Source organism: Bacteroides sp. AF34-31BH, from assembly GCF_003602795.1.
Lineage (GTDB): Bacteria > Bacteroidota > Bacteroidia > Bacteroidales > Bacteroidaceae > Bacteroides > Bacteroides uniformis.
In genome coordinates this window covers 471,452-490,157 of record NZ_QTLV01000002.1, presented here as the reverse complement: position 1 = coordinate 490,157, position 18,706 = coordinate 471,452, and the positions used below count along the sequence as shown (strand labels likewise).

11 protein-coding genes are annotated in these 18,706 nt (G+C 46.3%); 8 read left to right on the top strand and 3 right to left on the bottom strand.

Annotated elements, in window-relative coordinates:
* Positions 1 to 175 precede the first annotated feature (175 nt).
* Positions 176 to 1,312: an acyltransferase family protein gene (locus DWZ67_RS05615; RefSeq protein WP_044467876.1), complete on the top strand. Its 1,137-nt coding sequence runs from the start codon at positions 176 to 178 to the stop codon at positions 1,310 to 1,312.
* A gap of 80 nt (positions 1,313 to 1,392) precedes the next feature.
* On the opposite strand, the gene DWZ67_RS05610 is transcribed toward DWZ67_RS05615, so the two are convergent.
* From DWZ67_RS05610 to DWZ67_RS05600, 3 genes are all read right to left on the bottom strand, one after another.
* A complete protein-coding gene (locus DWZ67_RS05610; protein ID WP_025832163.1) occupies positions 1,393 to 1,836 on the bottom strand; it encodes an Hsp20/alpha crystallin family protein in 444 nt (147 codons plus the stop codon).
* Positions 1,837 to 2,082: 246 nt separating this feature from the next.
* A complete protein-coding gene (locus DWZ67_RS05605) occupies positions 2,083 to 2,550 on the bottom strand; it encodes a hypothetical protein (RefSeq protein ID WP_044467875.1) in 468 nt (155 codons plus the stop codon).
* A gap of 35 nt (positions 2,551 to 2,585) precedes the next feature.
* Entirely contained in the window at positions 2,586 to 3,887 is a 1,302-nt protein-coding gene (locus DWZ67_RS05600; protein ID WP_080782273.1) for a GNAT family N-acetyltransferase, read from the bottom strand.
* Between the two features lie 205 nt (positions 3,888 to 4,092).
* On the opposite strand from DWZ67_RS05600, the gene DWZ67_RS05595 reads away from it, so the two are divergent.
* The 7 genes from DWZ67_RS05595 to DWZ67_RS05565 all read left to right on the top strand — a co-directional run bounded on the left by DWZ67_RS05595 (position 4,093) and on the right by DWZ67_RS05565 (position 18,551).
* Complete coding sequence (locus tag DWZ67_RS05595) at positions 4,093 to 5,751, top strand: DUF6377 domain-containing protein (RefSeq protein WP_008664452.1); 1,659 nt, start codon at positions 4,093 to 4,095, stop codon at positions 5,749 to 5,751.
* Between the two features lie 249 nt (positions 5,752 to 6,000).
* Complete coding sequence (locus tag DWZ67_RS05590; RefSeq protein WP_009038352.1) at positions 6,001 to 9,003, top strand: SusC/RagA family TonB-linked outer membrane protein; 3,003 nt, start codon at positions 6,001 to 6,003, stop codon at positions 9,001 to 9,003.
* Positions 9,004 to 9,017: 14 nt separating this feature from the next.
* Positions 9,018 to 10,508: a RagB/SusD family nutrient uptake outer membrane protein gene (locus DWZ67_RS05585; RefSeq protein WP_009038353.1), complete on the top strand. Its 1,491-nt coding sequence runs from the start codon at positions 9,018 to 9,020 to the stop codon at positions 10,506 to 10,508.
* A gap of 19 nt (positions 10,509 to 10,527) precedes the next feature.
* The gene (locus tag DWZ67_RS05580; RefSeq protein ID WP_016273861.1) at positions 10,528 to 12,024 is read left to right on the top strand and encodes a SusF/SusE family outer membrane protein; all 1,497 of its coding nucleotides are present in this window, start codon (positions 10,528 to 10,530) and stop codon (positions 12,022 to 12,024) included.
* 13 nt (positions 12,025 to 12,037) lie between these two features.
* Positions 12,038 to 13,843: a glycoside hydrolase family 66 protein gene (locus DWZ67_RS05575; RefSeq protein ID WP_120138335.1), complete on the top strand. Its 1,806-nt coding sequence runs from the start codon at positions 12,038 to 12,040 to the stop codon at positions 13,841 to 13,843.
* A gap of 34 nt (positions 13,844 to 13,877) precedes the next feature.
* On the top strand, positions 13,878 to 16,376 hold the full coding sequence (locus DWZ67_RS05570; RefSeq protein ID WP_120138384.1) for a glycoside hydrolase family 31 protein: 2,499 nt from the start codon (positions 13,878 to 13,880) through the stop codon (positions 16,374 to 16,376).
* A gap of 21 nt (positions 16,377 to 16,397) precedes the next feature.
* The gene (locus DWZ67_RS05565) at positions 16,398 to 18,551 is read left to right on the top strand and encodes a glycoside hydrolase family 97 protein (RefSeq protein WP_120138333.1); all 2,154 of its coding nucleotides are present in this window, start codon (positions 16,398 to 16,400) and stop codon (positions 18,549 to 18,551) included.
* The last annotated feature ends 155 nt before the right edge of the window (positions 18,552 to 18,706 follow it).

Sequence of the window (18,706 nt, the reverse complement as noted above, 5' to 3'; positions counted from 1 at the left end):
TAATAAAAGCTGTTTTTTGTGCGGAAAAAGAGTACAAGTAGTGATATGTATCTAATGATAAAGACAACTGTTATACTTGTCAATTAATTGATAGAGTTTATATGATATTTATCAGTTTCATTATTGGAGAAAACTCTTATCTTTGCACGCGAATAAATAAATATCTTATACCAAAATGAATACACAGACTACTTATCTTGCCTCGAAACCGCATTATGAGATTCTTGACGGACTTCGTGGCGTGGCGGCTGTCATGGTTATTATCTTCCATCTTTTTGAAGCACATGCAGGCGGCAGTCATCTTACTCAAATTATCAATCATGGCTATCTGGCAGTGGATTTCTTTTTCATGCTTTCCGGTTTTGTTATCGGTTATGCTTATGATGACCGTTGGAACCGGATGACCGTGGGCACTTTCTTCAAACGCCGTATCATTCGCCTGCATCCTATGGTGATTATGGGAAGCCTTGTGGGCGCTGCCTTTTTCTATTTTCAGGAGTCGCCTTGTTTTCCACCTATCGAGAATACGTCCGTTGGAACCATGCTGCTGGTAATGTTACTGGGCTGTACTTTGCTTCCCCTTCCGCTGAAGTTTGACATTCGTGGCTGGACGGAAATGCATCCGTTGAATGGCCCGGCGTGGTCGCTCTATTATGAATATATCGGTAATATTCTGTATGCGTTGTTTGTACGCAAGTTCAATAAGGTGGCCCTGTCGGTGCTGGTATTTGTGGCAGGGTGTTTTACGGTATACCGTTGTCTGACTGCTCCTGCCGGCGATATTGTGGGTGGTTGGGCCTTGAACTGGGAACAGCAGTATGTGGGTATGGTCCGGCTGATGTATCCGTTTTTCGGCGGATTACTTCTGTCACGCCTCGGCTGGCTGATACGGCTTGAAAAGCGTGCTTTCTGGTGGTGCAGCCTGCTGATTGTGGTGGTTCTTTCCATTCCCCGTATCGGAGGTGAGGACGGCTACTGGATGAACGGGCTTTACGAGGCTTTCTGCATTATCTGCGTCTTCCCGGTCATTGTTTCAATGGGAGCGGGCGGCAAGGTGACCGGTAAGCGCTCTACTGCCGTATGCAAGTTCCTGGGAGACATTTCCTATCCGATTTATATTACCCATTATCCGCTGGTATACACTTATACGGCTTGGGTATGCAACAATAACGCTACAATGGCAGAAGGTATCCCTTATATGATACTTACTTTCGTGGGAGCTGTTGTCCTTGCTTATACTTGTTTGAAACTATACGACGAACCGGTGCGCAAGTGGCTGACAGACCGTTTTCTGAAAGGGAAGAAGAAATAGTTCCGTATGGCTATGGATATAAAAAATCTCCCGTTGCATTATCTTGTGCAGCGGGAGATTTTCTTTTTAATGACCGGGCGTTATTTTACGTCAATGAATTTCTTGGCCTTTTCTTTTTCTGCTTCCGTAAATTTAGGCAATGTAATGTTCAACACGCCGTTTTCTACATGGGCACCAATCTTTTCTTTATCGACATCGTCCGGAAGAATCATGGTTTGCTGGAACTTGGTGTATGAGAATTCGCGGCGCAAGTAACGGCCTTCCTTCTTTTCGTCCTTGTTGTTCTCTTCCTTACTTTCAGTTTTCTTTTCCATGCTGATGACCAGATTGTTTTCTTCATCGATGTGAACGTTGAAGTCTTCTTTTGTCATACCGGGAGCAGCCAATTCAACTTTGTACTCTTTTTCTGTTTCGAATACGTTGATGGCAGGGGCGGTGGCATTTGCTTTTACCATCCAATCATTGTCAAAGAAATCATTAAAAATACTCGGTAACCAATTTTGGTTTCTTCTTACAGGCATCATAGTTATAGTCTCCTATTGTTTAAGTTAAACATGCTATTTAGTTTTGAACTCCGGTTCTTTGTCTTCGGGTGTCTGCCTTTTGGGCTTTTCACCGTCCGTTTCTTGAACCGTCGTTCGCTAACTATATTGCAAACCTTATGCCAACCGGTTTTTGTTGACTCTATTGACTATTTGTCATTAAAAATCTGACTTATTTGCTTGTTTAATGCCATTTTGCTATCTTATTTATTTAAAATTGATAGATTTTCAGACTAATTTAAAACGCATTCTCCAACGCTTGGCTTCTTCGTTCCAATCGTGGCTGATGATTTTGAAGGTTCCGATTTCTGATGTATTCTCCACATGTACTCCGATGCAGAGGCATTCGTCGTAATCGCCTACTTTTACGACACGTACCGTTTCCGAAGCACCATCGGGCAGGCGTTCCAAGTCGAAACGTCCTTGCGCTTCCTCTTGCGTAATGAATTCTGTTGTGACGGGCAGCTGTCGGGCGATAACCTCGTTTACGACCTCTTCCAGCTTCTTTATTTCTTCTTCCGTGGGGCAGGCGGCAAGACGGTAGTCCAGCTTGCTTTTCTTCCGTTCTATGTGTGCTGATATGGAGCGGCCGCAACCGAATAACCTTATCATGGTTTGGTTGATGATGTGCTCCGTTGTATGCATAGGAGGGTACTCCTGCTTGTTGTGGTCATTGAGATGAGGTTGTTGTTCCATGTATAATTTCAATAGTTGATATATAATTTGATATTTTATCGTTTGAGGTTGGCCAGCACTTCTTCTTTCAAGATGCTGTATATATGTATGTCTGTATATTCTCCAGAAGCCAGCAGTTCTCCGCAACGTTCTGTTCCCTCATGGATGAAACCGAGGCGAACCGGTACCGCGTTACTGGCTGCATTGCCCACGGCACAGCGAATTTGTATCCGCTTTATCTCTTTTTCTTGTACGGCCCACAGACACAGCTTGCGGACACTTTCAGTAATGATGCCCCGGTGCTGGTATTCCGGCAGTAGCCAATAGCCGAGTTCTGTACGGTGGTTGTCGAAATCGGAGAAATGGAAACCTATCAGTCCGCAGATTTCATGCTGCTGGTTCCAAATACCGAATATAGGTTCATTTCGTTCGGCAGGAGCAGATAGTACCTGACGTAAAAAAGCTTCTTCATCAGCTGTTGTGCGCATATTATCCACAAATGGCAGCCATGTTCTTAAGTAATCCCGGTGTGTGTCGATGGCATGGTAGATGGCTGCGGCATCTTCTATTCTGATTTCCTGCAGATAAATGTCCGGAAGGATGGGGAAGGAAATGGGAGAGGAGAGGATATGCACGTCCCTTGATTGGGAAAGCTGTATCCTTTCCCTGATTTTTCCCCAGGCATGTGTATCGAACAGACAGCTTTCATGCATGGTGTGATACATCTCCTTGAACCGGGACATGGGGATAGTGAAGCTCAATAAGTCCGCTTCGAAGTATGGGCGGACGGAGGGGTCGAAGAATCCCAGGAAAGTGCGTTTCCCTTGTTTCCGGTTTTCAATGATGGTTTGGGTAATGACGGAGCAACAGCCGGAGCCGAATGGGGCTGCCACGGCATCCGATGCATTGTTGTCGAAGAAGGTCCATGTCGCCAGTCCGGATAGAATGTCGGGAGTTGGCAGGAACAGCAGTCCTTCCACTTCATCAAAGGAAGGTATCTTGTCTATGCGGGCAAAATGCAGATAGGTTTTGTCAGTTCTGGAAATCTGTAGCTCATTGACAAAATCTACCACCATTTCGGGAGTCTTCTTGTATTTCTCTTTCAAGGAGACAAAACCCGGGACGCGCTCGGGCATTTCTGTAAATCCGGTATAGAACTTGCCTCCTCCGCAGGTGATTGTTTCGTTGCTGAGACTGACGGTTTTGCCGTCTCTGACTTGTTTCATGCATTTGAAGAGACAACCGGTTACTTTCTCTGTAGATGCCCCCATTCGGTCTGAATACCAAAAGGCGATGGGGAGTTCGGCGTGTTGGCCGAAAGCTTCCTGATAATTGGCAATAAATGTGTGTATATTCATGATGCTCGGATGATATTATGATATGGTCTTTCTTTGGATTTTCCGTAAAGGTAATTCAATATTTTGATTCTTTTGCTTGCAGTATGCCTTTTTATCACTCTGCTTTCGAGCTTTTAATGATAGTAGAATAGGTTTTTATGGTATTTTAATTACTTTTGCATGAGGATTCTCAAAAAGTATTGCCTTTAACTAATCGGAAAGCCGGATGAAAAATATAATCATATTCTTGTGTCTTTGCACCATCTGTATGTGCCGCCTTCATGCTGCAGACAGCAGCCGGGCGGATTCTTTGCTGCTGAAACTGGACCAGGCGATAAAGGAGCGTCCCATATATATGGAGCAGAAAGAGCTGAAACTGGTGGAACTGAAAAGACAGTTGCATCGACAGATACCGGATGAAGAACGTTTTGCCATTCTTGGCACATTGCTGGATGAGTACCGTTCGTTCAATACGGATTCTGCATTACACATGGCCGAGGAAAGGGAACAGATAGCCATACGTCTTGGAAACCGGGAATACATAGACAATGCCCGCATGAATAAAGCAGATGTTTTGGGAATGACCGGTATGTATAAGGAAGTTATGGATTTGATGCGGAATATCCATATAGACCGGTTGCCGGTGGATATCCATCCATATTATTACCATATCTACCGTACGGTCTATGGCCTTATGGCCGATTATGCCGTGACGGCATATGAAAAGAAGCTTTATACGGAGCTTACGGACAAATATCGTGATTCGTTGCTGTTGGTCAATAAAGATAATCTTCTGATACATACCTTGATTCAGTCCGACCAGTATAATGTACGCAATGAATATGACAAGGCCATCCGTTTGCTGACGGATTATCTGGCGCTGCAGAAGGACTATGAACACGACGTTGCGATTTGTGCCTATACTTTATCAGAGTCTTACCGGCTGAAAGGGGACAAAGAGAAGGAAAAGGAATACCTGATTGTTTCTGCTATGGCGGATATGAAAACCGCTGTCCGTGAATATATCTCTTTACGCAAGCTCGCCGTACTGCTTTACCAGGAAGGAGACATCGAGCGTGCCTATTCTTATGTAAAGATATGTATGGAAGATGCAGCCGCCTGCAATGCCCGGTTGCGCAAGCTGGAGATTCTGGAAATCTTTCCCATCATTAATGATGCTTACCAGCAAAAGACGGAGAAGCAGCAGGAGCAGATGAAATGGGCACTGGTATCTATCAGCCTGCTTTCACTTTTTCTGTTACTTGCCATATTTTATGTATACAAGCAGATGAAGAAAGTGGCTGCCGCCCGCAGGGAAGTGATTGACGCCAACAAACGGTTGAAGGAGCTGAATGATGAGCTTCACCTTTCCAATGCACAACTCAAGGAGGCCAACCACAGCATTGCCGAAAACTCCTATCTGAAGGAGGAGTATATCGGCCGTTATATGGACCAGTGCTCGGTCTATTTGGAAAAGATGGACAATTACCGCCGGTCGCTGGGAAAGATTGCCGCTACCGGAAATGTGGAGGAACTCTACAAGAACATCAAGTCTTCTAAATTCATAGAGGGGGAATTAAAGGAATTCTATACCAACTTTGATAATACCTTCCTGCAGCTGTTTCCTACTTTTGTAGAAGACTTCAATGCCCTGCTTGCCGATGATGAGCAAATATCCTTGAAAGCCGGCGAACGGATGAATACAGAGTTGCGCATCTTTGCATTGATACGTTTGGGCATTACTGACAGCGTGAAGATAGCCCAGTTCCTTCGGTATTCTGTTACCACCATTTATAACTATCGTACGAAGGTTCGCAACAAGGCTGCCGGTGACCGCGACTTGTTGGAACAGGAAGTGATGACAATTGGCAAGTCGAAGAACTGAGAATAGGGGTTTTGAAGCTTGGAAGTGTCTCTTTTACCCTTATATTTTCACTACTTTTTTAGTTGGGTAATAATTTTATATATTATTGATATATAGTGGTTTAAGCCTTTTTGAATGATGTAAACCACTACTTTTTTACTCTTTCCTTCACTATTGGCTTCTCTTATCTGATACATTTGCATTGTTCCTCTTCGGAAAGAGTGACACATGTGATTTATGTTTTTATTATTAACTTTAAATTCTTATATTATGCAAAAGTACAAAATGCCAATCAGCAGGCTACGGATGATGGTTTGTCTGATAGGAATGTTACTTCCGATGTGCATGTTCGCACAGCAAATTACAGTACAAGGTGTAGTGAAAGACCAGACCGGTGAAACGGTTATTGGCGCCAGTGTAATGGAAAAAGGAACCACAAATGGGACAATAACCGGTATTGACGGTGATTTCTCTTTGAACATGTCTTCGAACGGTACTCTTGTCGTTTCATTTGTAGGCTATAAGACTCAAGAGGTGCAGGTGAAGGGACAGAAACAGCTTCAGGTAGTTTTGTCTGAAGATGCCGAAATGCTGGATGAAGTGGTGGTGATAGGGTATGGCACCATGAAGAAAAGCGACCTTACAGGAGCAGTGTCCTCCATCGGTAACAAGGATATCAAGGATTCCCCCGTATCCAATTTGGGACAAGCCATCCAGGGAAAAATCTCAGGTGTGCAGATTGTAGATGCCGGTAAACCGGGAGACAATGTATCCATCAAGATTCGTGGTTTGGGTTCTATCAACAACTGCGACCCGCTGGTCGTGATTGACGGAGTGCCTACCGACTTGGGCTTGTCTTCCTTAAATATGGCCGATGTGGAACGTTTGGATGTATTGAAGGATGCTTCGGCCACAGCCATCTACGGTTCCCGGGGAGCTAATGGAGTTGTGATGATTACCACCAAACGCGGTACGGAAGGAAAAGGAAAACTTGCTGTATCTGCCAATTACTCTTTCCAGAATGCTACGAACGTACCTTCTTTATTGAACGCGGCGCAGTATGCCGAGTTGAGTAATGACATGATGGTGAACAGTGGACGCAATCCTAATCCGGAATGGGCCAATCCTTCTGAATTGGGTGCAGGTACCGACTGGATGGATGAATTGCTCCGTACGGGTGTGATGCAGAACTATACGGTAAGTTATTCCGGCGGTAACGAGAAATCCCATTATTATGTGTCCGGTGGTTTTCTGGATCAGTCCGGTATCGTGAAGAGTGTGAATTACCGTCGCTTCACATTCCAGTCCAACAGTGATGCGCAAGTCTTGAAATGGTTGAAGTTCTCCAATAACATTACGTTCAGTGCCGATACGAAGAAGTCGGGCAGCTATAATATAGGTGATGCGCTGAAAGCGCTCCCCATTTATCCGGTGAAGAATGAAGATGGCAGTTGGAGTGGCCCTGATGGTAACTCGGAATGGTATGGCAGCACGCGCAACCCCATTGGACCGACGGAACTGAACAAGAGTCAGACTGATGGATATAACTTCCTGGCCAACTTGACGGCAGAACTTACTTTTACCAAATGGCTTAAGTTTAAAAGTACTTTCGGCTATGATGCCAAATTCTGGTTCATAGACAACTTTACCCCCAAGTATAACTGGAAACCCACTCCCACAGAGGAGACTTCACGTTATAAGAGCGATAACAAGTCGTTCACTTATTTGTGGGACAACTATTTCCTATTCGACCATACTTTTGCAGAAAAACATCGTGTGGGATTGATGGCCGGTATGTCTGCCCAATGGAACACCAACGACTACCTGAATGCGCAGAAGAATGTGTTTATGTTCGACAATGTGCACGAAATGGATAATGGCGAGGAAATGTATGCCATCGGTGGAAACGAGACAGAGTGGGCATTGCTCTCTTACATGGCACGTGTCAACTACTCTTACGAAGACCGCTATTTGCTGACTGCAACCATTCGTCGTGACGGTTCCAGCCGTTTCGGTAAGAAACATCGCTGGGGTACTTTCCCTTCCGTATCTGTGGCATGGCGTGCCTCTCAGGAAAAGTGGTTTCCAAAAAACGACTATATCAATGACTTGAAAGTGCGTGCGGGATACGGTGTGACCGGTAGCCAGGCAAGTGTTGGAAACTACAGCTATCTGGCATCCTACAATACCAGTGTATATCCTTTCGGCATTTCGAGCGGCAATCAGACAGCGCTGGTTTCTTCTACTCTCGCCAACCCGTATATCCATTGGGAAGAGGTGGCACAAACCAACATCGGTTTTGATGCCTCACTGTTCAATTCACGCGTTATGTTCTCGTTCGATGCTTATCTGAAGGAGACGAGAGACATGCTGGTAAAGGCGTCTATCCCCATCACATCGGGATTTGAAGATACTACAACCACGTATACCAATGCCGGAAAAGTACGTAATCAAGGTATTGAAATGAGTCTGCATACCATCAATCTTACCGGTGAACTGGGATGGGAAACGAACCTGACCGCCACTTACAACAAGAATAAAATTAAGGATTTGAACAGCGACGTTCCTTATTACATTAACCAAATCAATAACTCCTATGTAACGATGCTGGCAAAGGACTATCCCATTAATGTCTTCTACGGCTATGTTACGGACGGAATCTTCCAGAACCAGTCTGAAGTGAATACACATGCCGTGCAGCCGGGAGCTGAGCCGGGTGATATCCGTTTCAGGGATTTGAACAACGATGGTGTCATCAATGATAGTGACCGTACCGTCATCGGTAACCCGAACCCAAGTTGGCTGTTCTCTATGAACAATAGCCTTTCCTATAAGGGTTTCGAACTTTCTGTTTTCTTACAAGGTATAGCCGGAAATAAGATATACAATGCCAACAATATCGACAATACCGGTATGGCAGCTGCCTATAACCAGACTACCGACGTACTGAAGCGTTGGCAAGGAGAGGGGACCAGCAATTCGATGCCGCGTGCCGTGTTCGGCGACCCCAATCAGAATACACGCGTGTCAGACCGCTTTGTGGAGAATGGTTCTTATCTGCGTTTGAAGAATATCACACTCTCATACACTTTCCCGAAGCAGTGGTTACAGAAAGCCCAGATTGAGAATGCACGCCTTTCCCTATCTTGTGAGAATGTGGCTACCATCACCGGATATTCCGGTTTCGACCCCGAAGTGGGTATTAACGGAATAGACCAGAACCGTTACCCCATTTCCCGTACGTTCAGCTTAGGATTAAACTTTAACTTTTAATGATTGACTCGGATATGAAAAAGATAACAAATTTACTATATATGCTGGCAGTATTGCTGCTGGCTTCCTGCAGCGACTTTCTGGACAAGTCTCCTAAAAATACGGTTGACCCGGAAACGACGGTGACCGATGATGTGGCCATTGCTCTGACCAATGCCTGCTATCGCACCCTTCAGTCTTCCAATATGTACAACCAGCGTATCTGGACACTGGATATTGTGGCGGGTAACAGTCTGGTGGGTGCCGGTGGCGGTACCGACGGCCTTGAAACGATACAAGCTTCTAACTTCATAACGCAGAGCGACAATGGCATGGCATTGTACATGTGGCGTTCTCCCTGGGTGGGGATAGGACAATGCAACATTGTGTTGAATAGTCTTCTGGAGGCTGAAGCCGTGTCAGAGAAAATCAAGAACCGCTGTCTGGGAGAGGCTTATTTTCTCCGTGCACATTATTACTATGTATTGGTACGTCTGTACGGTGGTGTTCCACTGCGTTTGGCTCCTTATAATCCGGGAGAACCGACAGACATTGCACGCGCTACAGTCGAAGAGACTTATGCCCAGATAATTTCCGATTGTAAGAATGCGGTTGACCTGCTTCCTGCCAAGTCTTCTTACGACGACGAGAACGTGGGACGTGCCTGCAAAGATGCAGCTTTGGCCATGTTGGCAGATATTTATCTGACGCTGGCTCCTAATCATACGGAATATTATCAGGAGGTGTCTGATTTGTGTGATGAGATAACAAATTTGGGGTATGACCTTTCTTCCTGCAAGTATGAGGACAATTTCGATGCATTGGTCAATAACGGGCCGGAATCTTTGTTCGAGGTCCAGTATTCGGGCAATACGGAATATGATTTTTGGGGAAACAATCCGCAGTCTTCCTGGCTTTCTACTTTCATGGGTCCCCGTAATTCGGACTTTGTTGCCGGCAGTTATGGCTGGAACCAGCCTACAGAAGAATTTGTGGGTCAATATGAGAGCGGTGACAAACGTAAGGATTTGACCGTGCTTTATGCCGGATGTCCGGATTTTGACGGTAAGGCTTACAAAAGCTCTTATTCCAATACGGGATACAATGTACGCAAGTTTCTGGTGTCGAAAACGGTTTCTCCGGAATACAATACCAATCCTGCCAACTTCGTGATTTATCGTTATGCGGACGTCCTGCTGAAGAAGGCCGAAGCTTTGAATGAAATGGGACGCCCTGACCAGGCTGCCGTGCCTTTGAATATTGTACGTAAGCGTGCCGGACTGCCGGAGGTTTCGGGCTTGTCACAGGAAACCATGCGTGAAAAGATTATCCATGAGCGCCGCATGGAACTAGCTTTCGAAGGGCATCGCTGGTTCGACATGATTCGTGTCAACAATGGAGAGTATGCCATTAAATTCCTGCATTCCATTGGAAAGAGCAACGTGAACAAGAACCGCTTGCTGTTCCCTATTCCGCAGACGGAGATGGATGCTAATACCTTAATGGTGCAGAACCCGGGTTATTAATTAATTTAATCAGAAGAATATGAAGAAATATATTTCACACCTTGTATTTGCCTTACTGGGCTGTGCAGCCTTATCTGCTTGTGTAGATGATGATTACATGGAATTGGATAAAGGACAGAATGAACTTGTACTGACGGCCAGCAAGACGGAAGTTGTTTTGAATGAGCAGGCACATGCCGATGATGCCCTGGAGCTTTCCTGGACTACGGGAACCAATTATGGGACGGGTAATAAAATTTCTTATACGCTGGAATTGGCCAAGACCGGCAGTGATTTTGCAGATTCTTATGTAGCTGTGGAGAATGCCGTACAAGAATACTCATGGAAAAAGAGCGTGGAGGAATTGAATGACATCCTGCGCAACCATTTTGGGGCAACTGCCGGGGAGAACATTTCGTTGGAAGCGCGCTTGACAGCTACTGTAACGGAACGGGACGAAAAACAGGTGTCTACCACTGCTTTCAGTGTTACAGCCTATAAACCGCTCACATCCACCCTTTATCTGATAGGTAGTGCCACTCCGGGCGGCTGGAGTGCCGATGATGCGACAGAGATGACCCGCAAGGACAATGGTATCTTTACATGGACGGGCCGGCTTGTGGCCGGTGAATTTAAGTTCATCACGACCTTAGGCTCATTCCTGCCCTCTTACAACAAAGGAACAGATGGATTGCTGGTTCTTCGTAGCAGTGATGACCAGCCGGATGAACCTTTTGTTGTCGAAGAAGACCATAATTACATCGTCGAGGCCAATCTGTTTACCGGTGTTCTTACATTGACCCAGACAGAGACGTTGGCACCTGCCTACGACCAGCTTTATTTTGTGGGTAACGCTACGGATTGGGGATTCGTGAAGATGAAACAAGATGTGCTCGACCCATACTTGTTCCGCTTCGGCAAGTTCTTTGAAGTGGGCAAAGGAGGGGAATTCAAGTTCGGAACCTCCGATGGAAGTTGGGAGAACATGTATAAGGCCAAGAATGCCGATGCTGCTTATACCGATACAGAAGTGGTGTTTGTGAAAGGGTTCGACCCGGACAATAAATGGGTGCTGAAAGACGGGGAATGCGGCAAGGCCTACAAGATTTGCATGGATATCCGTAGTGGTAAGGAACGCATGATGATGAGCGAATTTACTCCGTATGAGATGATTTATATGGTAGGTGATGCTACTCCGGCCGGTTGGACGATTGGTGATGCTACGCCGATGCAGACAACGGATAATCCGTATGTGTTTACTTGGAAAGGTACGCTGAATGCCGGTGAGTTGAAATTTACTTGTGATAAGCAGGAAGATTGGAATGGAGCCTGGTTCATGCCGGCTGTAGCAGACAAACAGCCTGCAGGAGAAACAGAACCGATGCTTTTCCTTGATAAATCAGACGAAGCGTTCAAAGCGCAATATCTGGACGTGATGGTAGGCGGCATCGACCAGAAGTGGAAGATTACGACAGCAGGTTCCTATCTGATTACTTTGAATCAGCTGGAAGAGACAATTTCAATCGTGAAACAATAGGTATCTACAATAGATGAAGAAGATAGTTTATACAACAATGGTAGCCTTGCTGCTGGTTGCATGCAGCAAGGAGAGTGATGATACCGGTAGCGGTACCGGTGGAGGCGGAGAGAGTGGAGGGGTTACGGAAGTAACCCCAGTCACCTCGGACTTGACGGTCAACCTCACTACCGACAAGGCATGTTACCGGCCGGGCGAGAGTGTTTCTTTTACAGCTGACGCCCTTCCTGCCGGAGCTAAAATCCGCTACCGGACAATGGACAAGGTTGTATCGGAGCAGGCTGCTGTCGGTACTACTTGGACTTGGACTGCTCCGGCAACCGATTATACCGGTTATCTGGTGGATGTATACCGTACAAAAGAGAATGGAACAGAGGTTATTCTTGGTACTATTGCCGTAGATGTATCCAGTGACTGGACACGTTTTCCACGTTATGGTTTCGTTGCCACTTTTGATGCTTCGAAAAAGATGGATGGAGTGATAGAGAAGGAGATGGCTTTCCTGAACCGTTGCCACATTAACGGGGTACAGTTTCAGGATTGGCACAACAAGCATCATTGGCCGTTGGGCGGTACGCGTGAGCATCTGGACGAGGTCTATAAGGACATTGCCAACCGGGAGGTCTATACCGAGGTAGTGAAGAAGTATATCTCTACACAACACAGCCTGGGCATGAAGTCCATGTTCTACAATCTATGTTTCGGAGCTTTGGACGATGCCGTTTCCGACGGGGTAAAGGAAGAATGGTACATATTCAAGAACACGGGACGCATGGATAAGGATTCGCATGACTTGCCCTCCAGTTGGAAAAGTAATATCTTCCTGCTCAATCCCGCCAATACGGAATGGCAGGCATATATTGCCCAGAAAAACGATGATGTTTATGCCAATCTGGACTTTGACGGTTATCAGATAGACCAACTGGGAAACCGGGGTGACCGCTATGACTATGATGGCAATAAGGTAAATCTGCCTAAGGGATATGCCTCGTTCATCGAAGCCATGAAACAGAAGCATCCGGACAAGCGTTTGGTGATGAATGCCGTCTCCAGCTATGGAGCTTCCCAGATAGCTGGTACGGGTAAAGTGGATTTCCTTTATAATGAAGTATGGGGCGATGAGGCAGGCTTCAAGGATCTGCACACCATTATCAAAGCGAACGACCAGTATGGCAACCATGCCTTGAAAACGGTGTTTGCCGCATATATGAACTATGACAAGGCAGGTAGCAGTACCGGTGAGTTCAATACACCGGGTGTGCTGCTGACGGATGCTGTGATATTTGCTTTGGGAGGCTCTCATTTGGAATTGGGTGACCACATGCTATGCCGCGAGTACTTTCCAAGCACGGCTTTGCAGATGAACGATGTACTGAAAACAGCCATGATTCGTTATTATGACTTTATGACGGCTTATCAGAACCTGCTTCGTGATAAAGATACGGAGGCGGAGATTTCCGTTTCTCTGAACTGTACGGATGCTGCGCGGAATCTTTCTCTGAATGCATGGCCGCCGCAGAAGTCTGCCATCACTGTATATGCCAAGAATGTAAATGGCAGGCAAGTCATTCATCTGCTCAACTTCTTCAATGCGGATAACTTAAGCTGGAGGGATTTGAACGGAACAATGCCCGAACCGCGTCTGGTGTCCGACGTGCCGTTGAAGATGAATGTTTCCGGTAAAGTGAACAAGATATGGGTTGCATCGCCCGATTTCCATGCCGGTGCTTCGCAGGAACTGGCATTCGAACAGAAGGACGGCACGGTTACCTTTACCTTGCCCTTGCTGAAGTACTGGAGCATGCTTGTGATGGAATAAGAATATCCAATAAAGGAACAAACAGATTATGGTAATGAAGAAATATATATTTTTATTTTTTGCCGTCTGTGCATTTTCAGTATATGCGAATGCACAGAACCGCACCGGAGACTGCACTTCTTATACCAGTGACGACCGCAGTGTGACCTTCTATTTAAATGACAGTTCTGCCATACAATTACGTCTGTGTAGTCAGTCTACGGTACGTATATGGTTTTCTCCCGACGGTAGTTTCCAGCGGAATAATCCTTCCTTTGCCGTCGTCAATGAGGACCTGGAGGATGTCGGTACCGTCCATGTGGACGAACAGAATGCCTGCTACGAGATTTTTACCCCTAAACTCCGTATCCGGGTAAACAAGTCTCCGTTTAACTTACAGATATTCGACAAGTATCAGAAACTGCTGTTCAGTGATTATGCCGATAAGGGGCATATCAGTAACGGGCAGCGCAAATTGGAATACAAGACCCTCCGTCGTGACGAACACTTCTTCGGCTTGGGAGAAAAGACCGGCAAGCTGGACCGTCGCGGCGAAGCCTACAAGATGTGGAACAGTGACAAGCCTTGTTATAGTGCCGTTGAGGACCCGCTCTACAAGAGTATTCCGTTCTTTATGAGCAGTTATCGTTATGGTATTTTCCTGGACAATACGTATAAAACCGAATTTAAGTTTGGTACGGAAAGCCGCGATTACTACAGTTTCGAGGCTCCTGGGGGAGAGATGATTTATTATTTCATCTTCGGGAAGGATTATAAGGAAATCATGAAACAATATGTCGACCTGACGGGAAAACCCATAATGCCTCCTAAATGGGCATTGGGCTTTGCACAATGCCGGGGACTGCTGACGAGCGAGAAATTGTCTTATGAAATAGCTGAAGGCTATCGTAAGCGTGGAATTCCTTGTGATGTTATTTACCAGGACATAGGCTGGACACAGTATTTGCAGGATTTTGAGTGGCGGAAAGGGAACTACGAGAATCCGAAAAAGATGCTTGCAGACCTCAAGGATATGGGCTTCAAGGTGGTGGTTTCGCAAGATCCGGTCATTTCACAAGCCAATAAGCGGCAATGGGAGGAAGCCGATAGGTTAGGGTATCTGGTAAAGGACTCCACCAACGGCAGGAGTTATGACATGCCCTGGCCCTGGGGTGGTAATTGTGGAGTAGTGGACTTCACCCTTCCTGCTGTGGCAGACTGGTGGGGAGCTTATCAGCAGAAGCCCATTGATGATGGCATTGCCGGTTTCTGGACTGATATGGGTGAACCTGCCTGGAGCAATGAGGAGCAGACGGAACGCCTGGTGATGAAACACCATTTGGGCATGCATGATGAGATTCACAATGTTTATGGTCTTACGTGGGATAAGGTGGTGAAGGAGCAGTTTGAAAAACGGAATCCTAACCGTCGCGTATTTCAGATGACACGTGCCGCTTTTGCGGGCTTGCAACGCTATACCTTCGGCTGGACCGGTGACTGTGGAAACGGTGATGACGTGACGCAAGGCTGGGGACAGATGGCCAATCAGATTCCGGTACTGTTGTCTGCCGGTTTGGGAATTATTCCTTTTACTACTTGTGACATTACCGGTTATTGCGGAGATATAGAGGATTATCCTGCGATGGCTGAACTTTATACGCGGTGGATACAGATGGGCGCTTTCAATCCCCTGAGCCGCATTCATCATGAGGGCAACGTGGCTGTGGAGCCGTGGCTGTTCGGCGAAGAGGCCGAGAAGAATGCCAAGGCGGCCATCGAATTGAAGTATCGTCTTTTGCCTTATATCTATACGTATGCCCGCGAAGCACACGAAACGGGGTTGCCTCTCATGCGACCGATGTTTCTGGAATATCCGGCAGATATGGAAACGTTCTCTACGGATGCCCAGTTCATGTTTGGCAGCGAACTGCTGGTTGCTCCGGTGGTAAAGAAAGGAGCGCGAAACAAGAATGTGTATCTTCCTGAAGGAACTTGGATTGACTACAACAACAAACACACAGCATATAGCGGTGAGCAATGGATGACGGTGGATGCTCCCCTCAATACTATTCCTATGTTTGTAAAGCAGGGAAGTATCATACCTCAAATGCCGGTCATGAACTATACGGATGAGAAACCGGTCTATCCGGTTACGTTTGAGATATTTCCTGCTGCAGCGGGCAGTGAAACTACCTTCTCGCTTTATGAAGATGCAGGAACTGATTTAGGGTATTTGCGTGGAGAGTTCATGCGCACTCCTATTACTTGCCAGACTACCGACAAAGGCTATACGCTGAAAGTAGGTACACGAACCGGTGAGAAATATAGCTTATCCGGCCAACGAAACCTGATGTTCTGCATCTATACGGAACAGATGCCGAAAACAGCTTTGCTGGACGGTCAGAAAATCAAGAAAACGAATGTCGGAAAGCTGGAAGAAAATCGGGAGACAGAGTTTACGATAACTGCCTGGTGTCCTGACAAGAAGCTGGGGACCTGCCTGCTGAGGTTGCCGGATGATGGAAAGGAACATATCATTGAGTTTATCTATTAACACAAAAAACATATCATTATTATGAAGAAATTTGTACTTAGCGCGGCTTTGTTTTTTTCTGCCCTGGCGGGGAATGCTGAAGGCATTTCATCCCCTTCGGGCATGGTGAAGCTGGATTTTGAACTGACAAAAGACGGGAGACCAGCCTATCAGGTGGATTATAAAGGGGCTCCTGTCATCAATCCCAGTACGTTGGGATTGGAACTGAAAGGAGCTACCAGCCTGATGGATGGTTTCAAAGTAGTAAGGACTTCTACTTCCACTTTCGATGAAACCTGGCAACCGGTGTGGGGGGAGACAAAAGATATCCGCAACCACTACAACGAATTGCTGGTAGAACTTGAACAACCGTCTACCACTCGTTTTATGAATATCCGTTTTCGGGTATATGATGACGGCGTGGGATTCCGTTATGAGTTTCCGCAACAGAAGAATCTGGTTTATTTTGTGATAAAGGAAGAGCATTCCCGGTTTGCCATGACCGGCGACCATACTGCCTGGTGGATTCCGGGAGATTATGATACCCAGGAATATGATTACACGGAGTCCAAACTCTCTGAAATCCGTGGACTGCTGCAGGGAGCTGTGAGTGACAATGCATCACAAACTGTCTTTTCGCCGACGGGTGTCCAGACTTCCATACAGCTTAAAACAGCTGATGGAGTGTACCTTAACCTGCACGAGGCAGCCTTGGTAGACTACTCTTGCATGCATCTCAACCTGGATGACAAGAACCTCGTTTTTGAATCCTGGCTGACTCCGGATGCCCAAGGAAATAAAGGGTATATGCAGTCTCCCTGCCATACTCCCTGGCGTACGATCATAGTCAGTGATGATGCCCGCGAGATACTGGCCTCCAATTTGATTCTCAATCTGAATGAGCCTTGTAAGTATGATGATACCTCCTGGATTAAGCCGGTGAAATATGTCGGCGTATGGTGGGAAATGATTGCAGGGGGAAAGCCCTGGGCATATACTTTTGACCTCCCTTCTGTGAAACTGGATGATACGGACTATTCCAAGGTGAAACCGAACGGCATTCATCCGGCCAACACGGCTAATGTGAAGAAGTACATAGACTTTGCTGCCGAACACGGTTTTGACCAGGTATTGGTGGAGGGTTGGAATACGGGTTGGGAAGACTGGTTCGGTAATTCCAAGGATTATGTTTTCGATTTCGTGACTCCTTATCCCGATTTTGACATCAAGTATCTGAATGAATATGCTCATTCCAAGGGTGTCCGTCTGATGATGCACCATGAAACATCGGCTTCCGTCCGTAACTATGAGCGGCACATGGAAGCTGCCTACCGTCTGATGAATAAATATGGATATAATTCGGTAAAGAGTGGCTACGTAGGCAATATGATTCCCCGTGGCGAGCATCACTATGGACAATGGATGAACAACCATTACCTATACGCCGTGACCGAAGCTGCCAAACACAAGATAATGGTCAATGCCCATGAAGCGGTACGTCCGACTGGTTTATGCCGTACCTATCCCAATCTGATAGGCAATGAATCTGCCCGAGGCACGGAGTACGAGGCTTTTGCTGGTAACAAGCCCTTCCACACAACGGTACTTCCGTTTACCCGTTTGCAGGGTGGTCCGATGGACTATACGCCCGGTATCTTTGAAATGGACATCAATAAGTTGAATCCGAACAGCCATACGCATGCCAATACTACCTTGACGCGTCAGCTGGCACTTTATGTCACTATGTACAGCCCTCTACAAATGGCTGCCGACCTTCCTGAGAATTATGAGCGTTTCATGGACGCTTTCCAGTTCATCAAGGATGTGGCTGTGGATTGGGACGACAGCCGCTATCTGGAAGCTGAGCCGGGACGTTACATCACTGTTGCCCGTAAGGCAAAAGGTACGAATGACTGGTTTATCGGTTGCACCAGCAGTGAGCACGGACATGCTTCAACTCTGAAACTGGACTTCCTGGATGCAGACAAGCAGTATATTGCAACCGTCTATGCCGATGCAAAAGATGCCGATTATAAAACAAATCCGCAAGCTTATGTTATCCGTAAAGGTATCGTTTCTCCCAAAACGGTCTTGAAACTGAAAGCTGCCTCCGGTGGCGGCTATGCCATCAGCATCATGGAGGTGAAAGATAAATCTGTATTGAAGGGACTGAAGAGGCTTTCCGGGAATATCTGATTTACGGGCATAAAAAAAGGAGTACCGCTGTACTCCAACCTTTGTTAACCTTAAATCTAATACTATGAAAAACACATTGCAAAGATACGGACTTCTGATAAATCTGCAAATTATCCAACTAAAAAAGTATGTTTTATAACACTTATTAGCCGTTT

Bases quoted from the DNA above. Each gene is read 5' to 3' on its own strand.
- DWZ67_RS05615 (WP_044467876.1), top strand. From the start codon at position 176: ATGAATACACAGACTACTTATCTTGCCTCGAAACCGCATTATGAGATT.
- DWZ67_RS05600 (WP_080782273.1), bottom strand. From the start codon at position 3,887: ATGAATATACACACATTTATTGCCAATTATCAGGAAGCTTTCGGCCAA.
- DWZ67_RS05565 (WP_120138333.1), top strand. From the start codon at position 16,398: ATGAAGAAATTTGTACTTAGCGCGGCTTTGTTTTTTTCTGCCCTGGCG.
- DWZ67_RS05595 (WP_008664452.1), top strand. From the start codon at position 4,093: ATGAAAAATATAATCATATTCTTGTGTCTTTGCACCATCTGTATGTGC.
- DWZ67_RS05605 (WP_044467875.1), bottom strand. From the start codon at position 2,550: ATGGAACAACAACCTCATCTCAATGACCACAACAAGCAGGAGTACCCT.
- DWZ67_RS05610 (WP_025832163.1), bottom strand. From the start codon at position 1,836: ATGATGCCTGTAAGAAGAAACCAAAATTGGTTACCGAGTATTTTTAAT.
- DWZ67_RS05570 (WP_120138384.1), top strand. From the start codon at position 13,878: ATGAAGAAATATATATTTTTATTTTTTGCCGTCTGTGCATTTTCAGTA.
- DWZ67_RS05585 (WP_009038353.1), top strand. From the start codon at position 9,018: ATGAAAAAGATAACAAATTTACTATATATGCTGGCAGTATTGCTGCTG.
- DWZ67_RS05590 (WP_009038352.1), top strand. From the start codon at position 6,001: ATGCAAAAGTACAAAATGCCAATCAGCAGGCTACGGATGATGGTTTGT.
- DWZ67_RS05575 (WP_120138335.1), top strand. From the start codon at position 12,038: ATGAAGAAGATAGTTTATACAACAATGGTAGCCTTGCTGCTGGTTGCA.
- DWZ67_RS05580 (WP_016273861.1), top strand. From the start codon at position 10,528: ATGAAGAAATATATTTCACACCTTGTATTTGCCTTACTGGGCTGTGCA.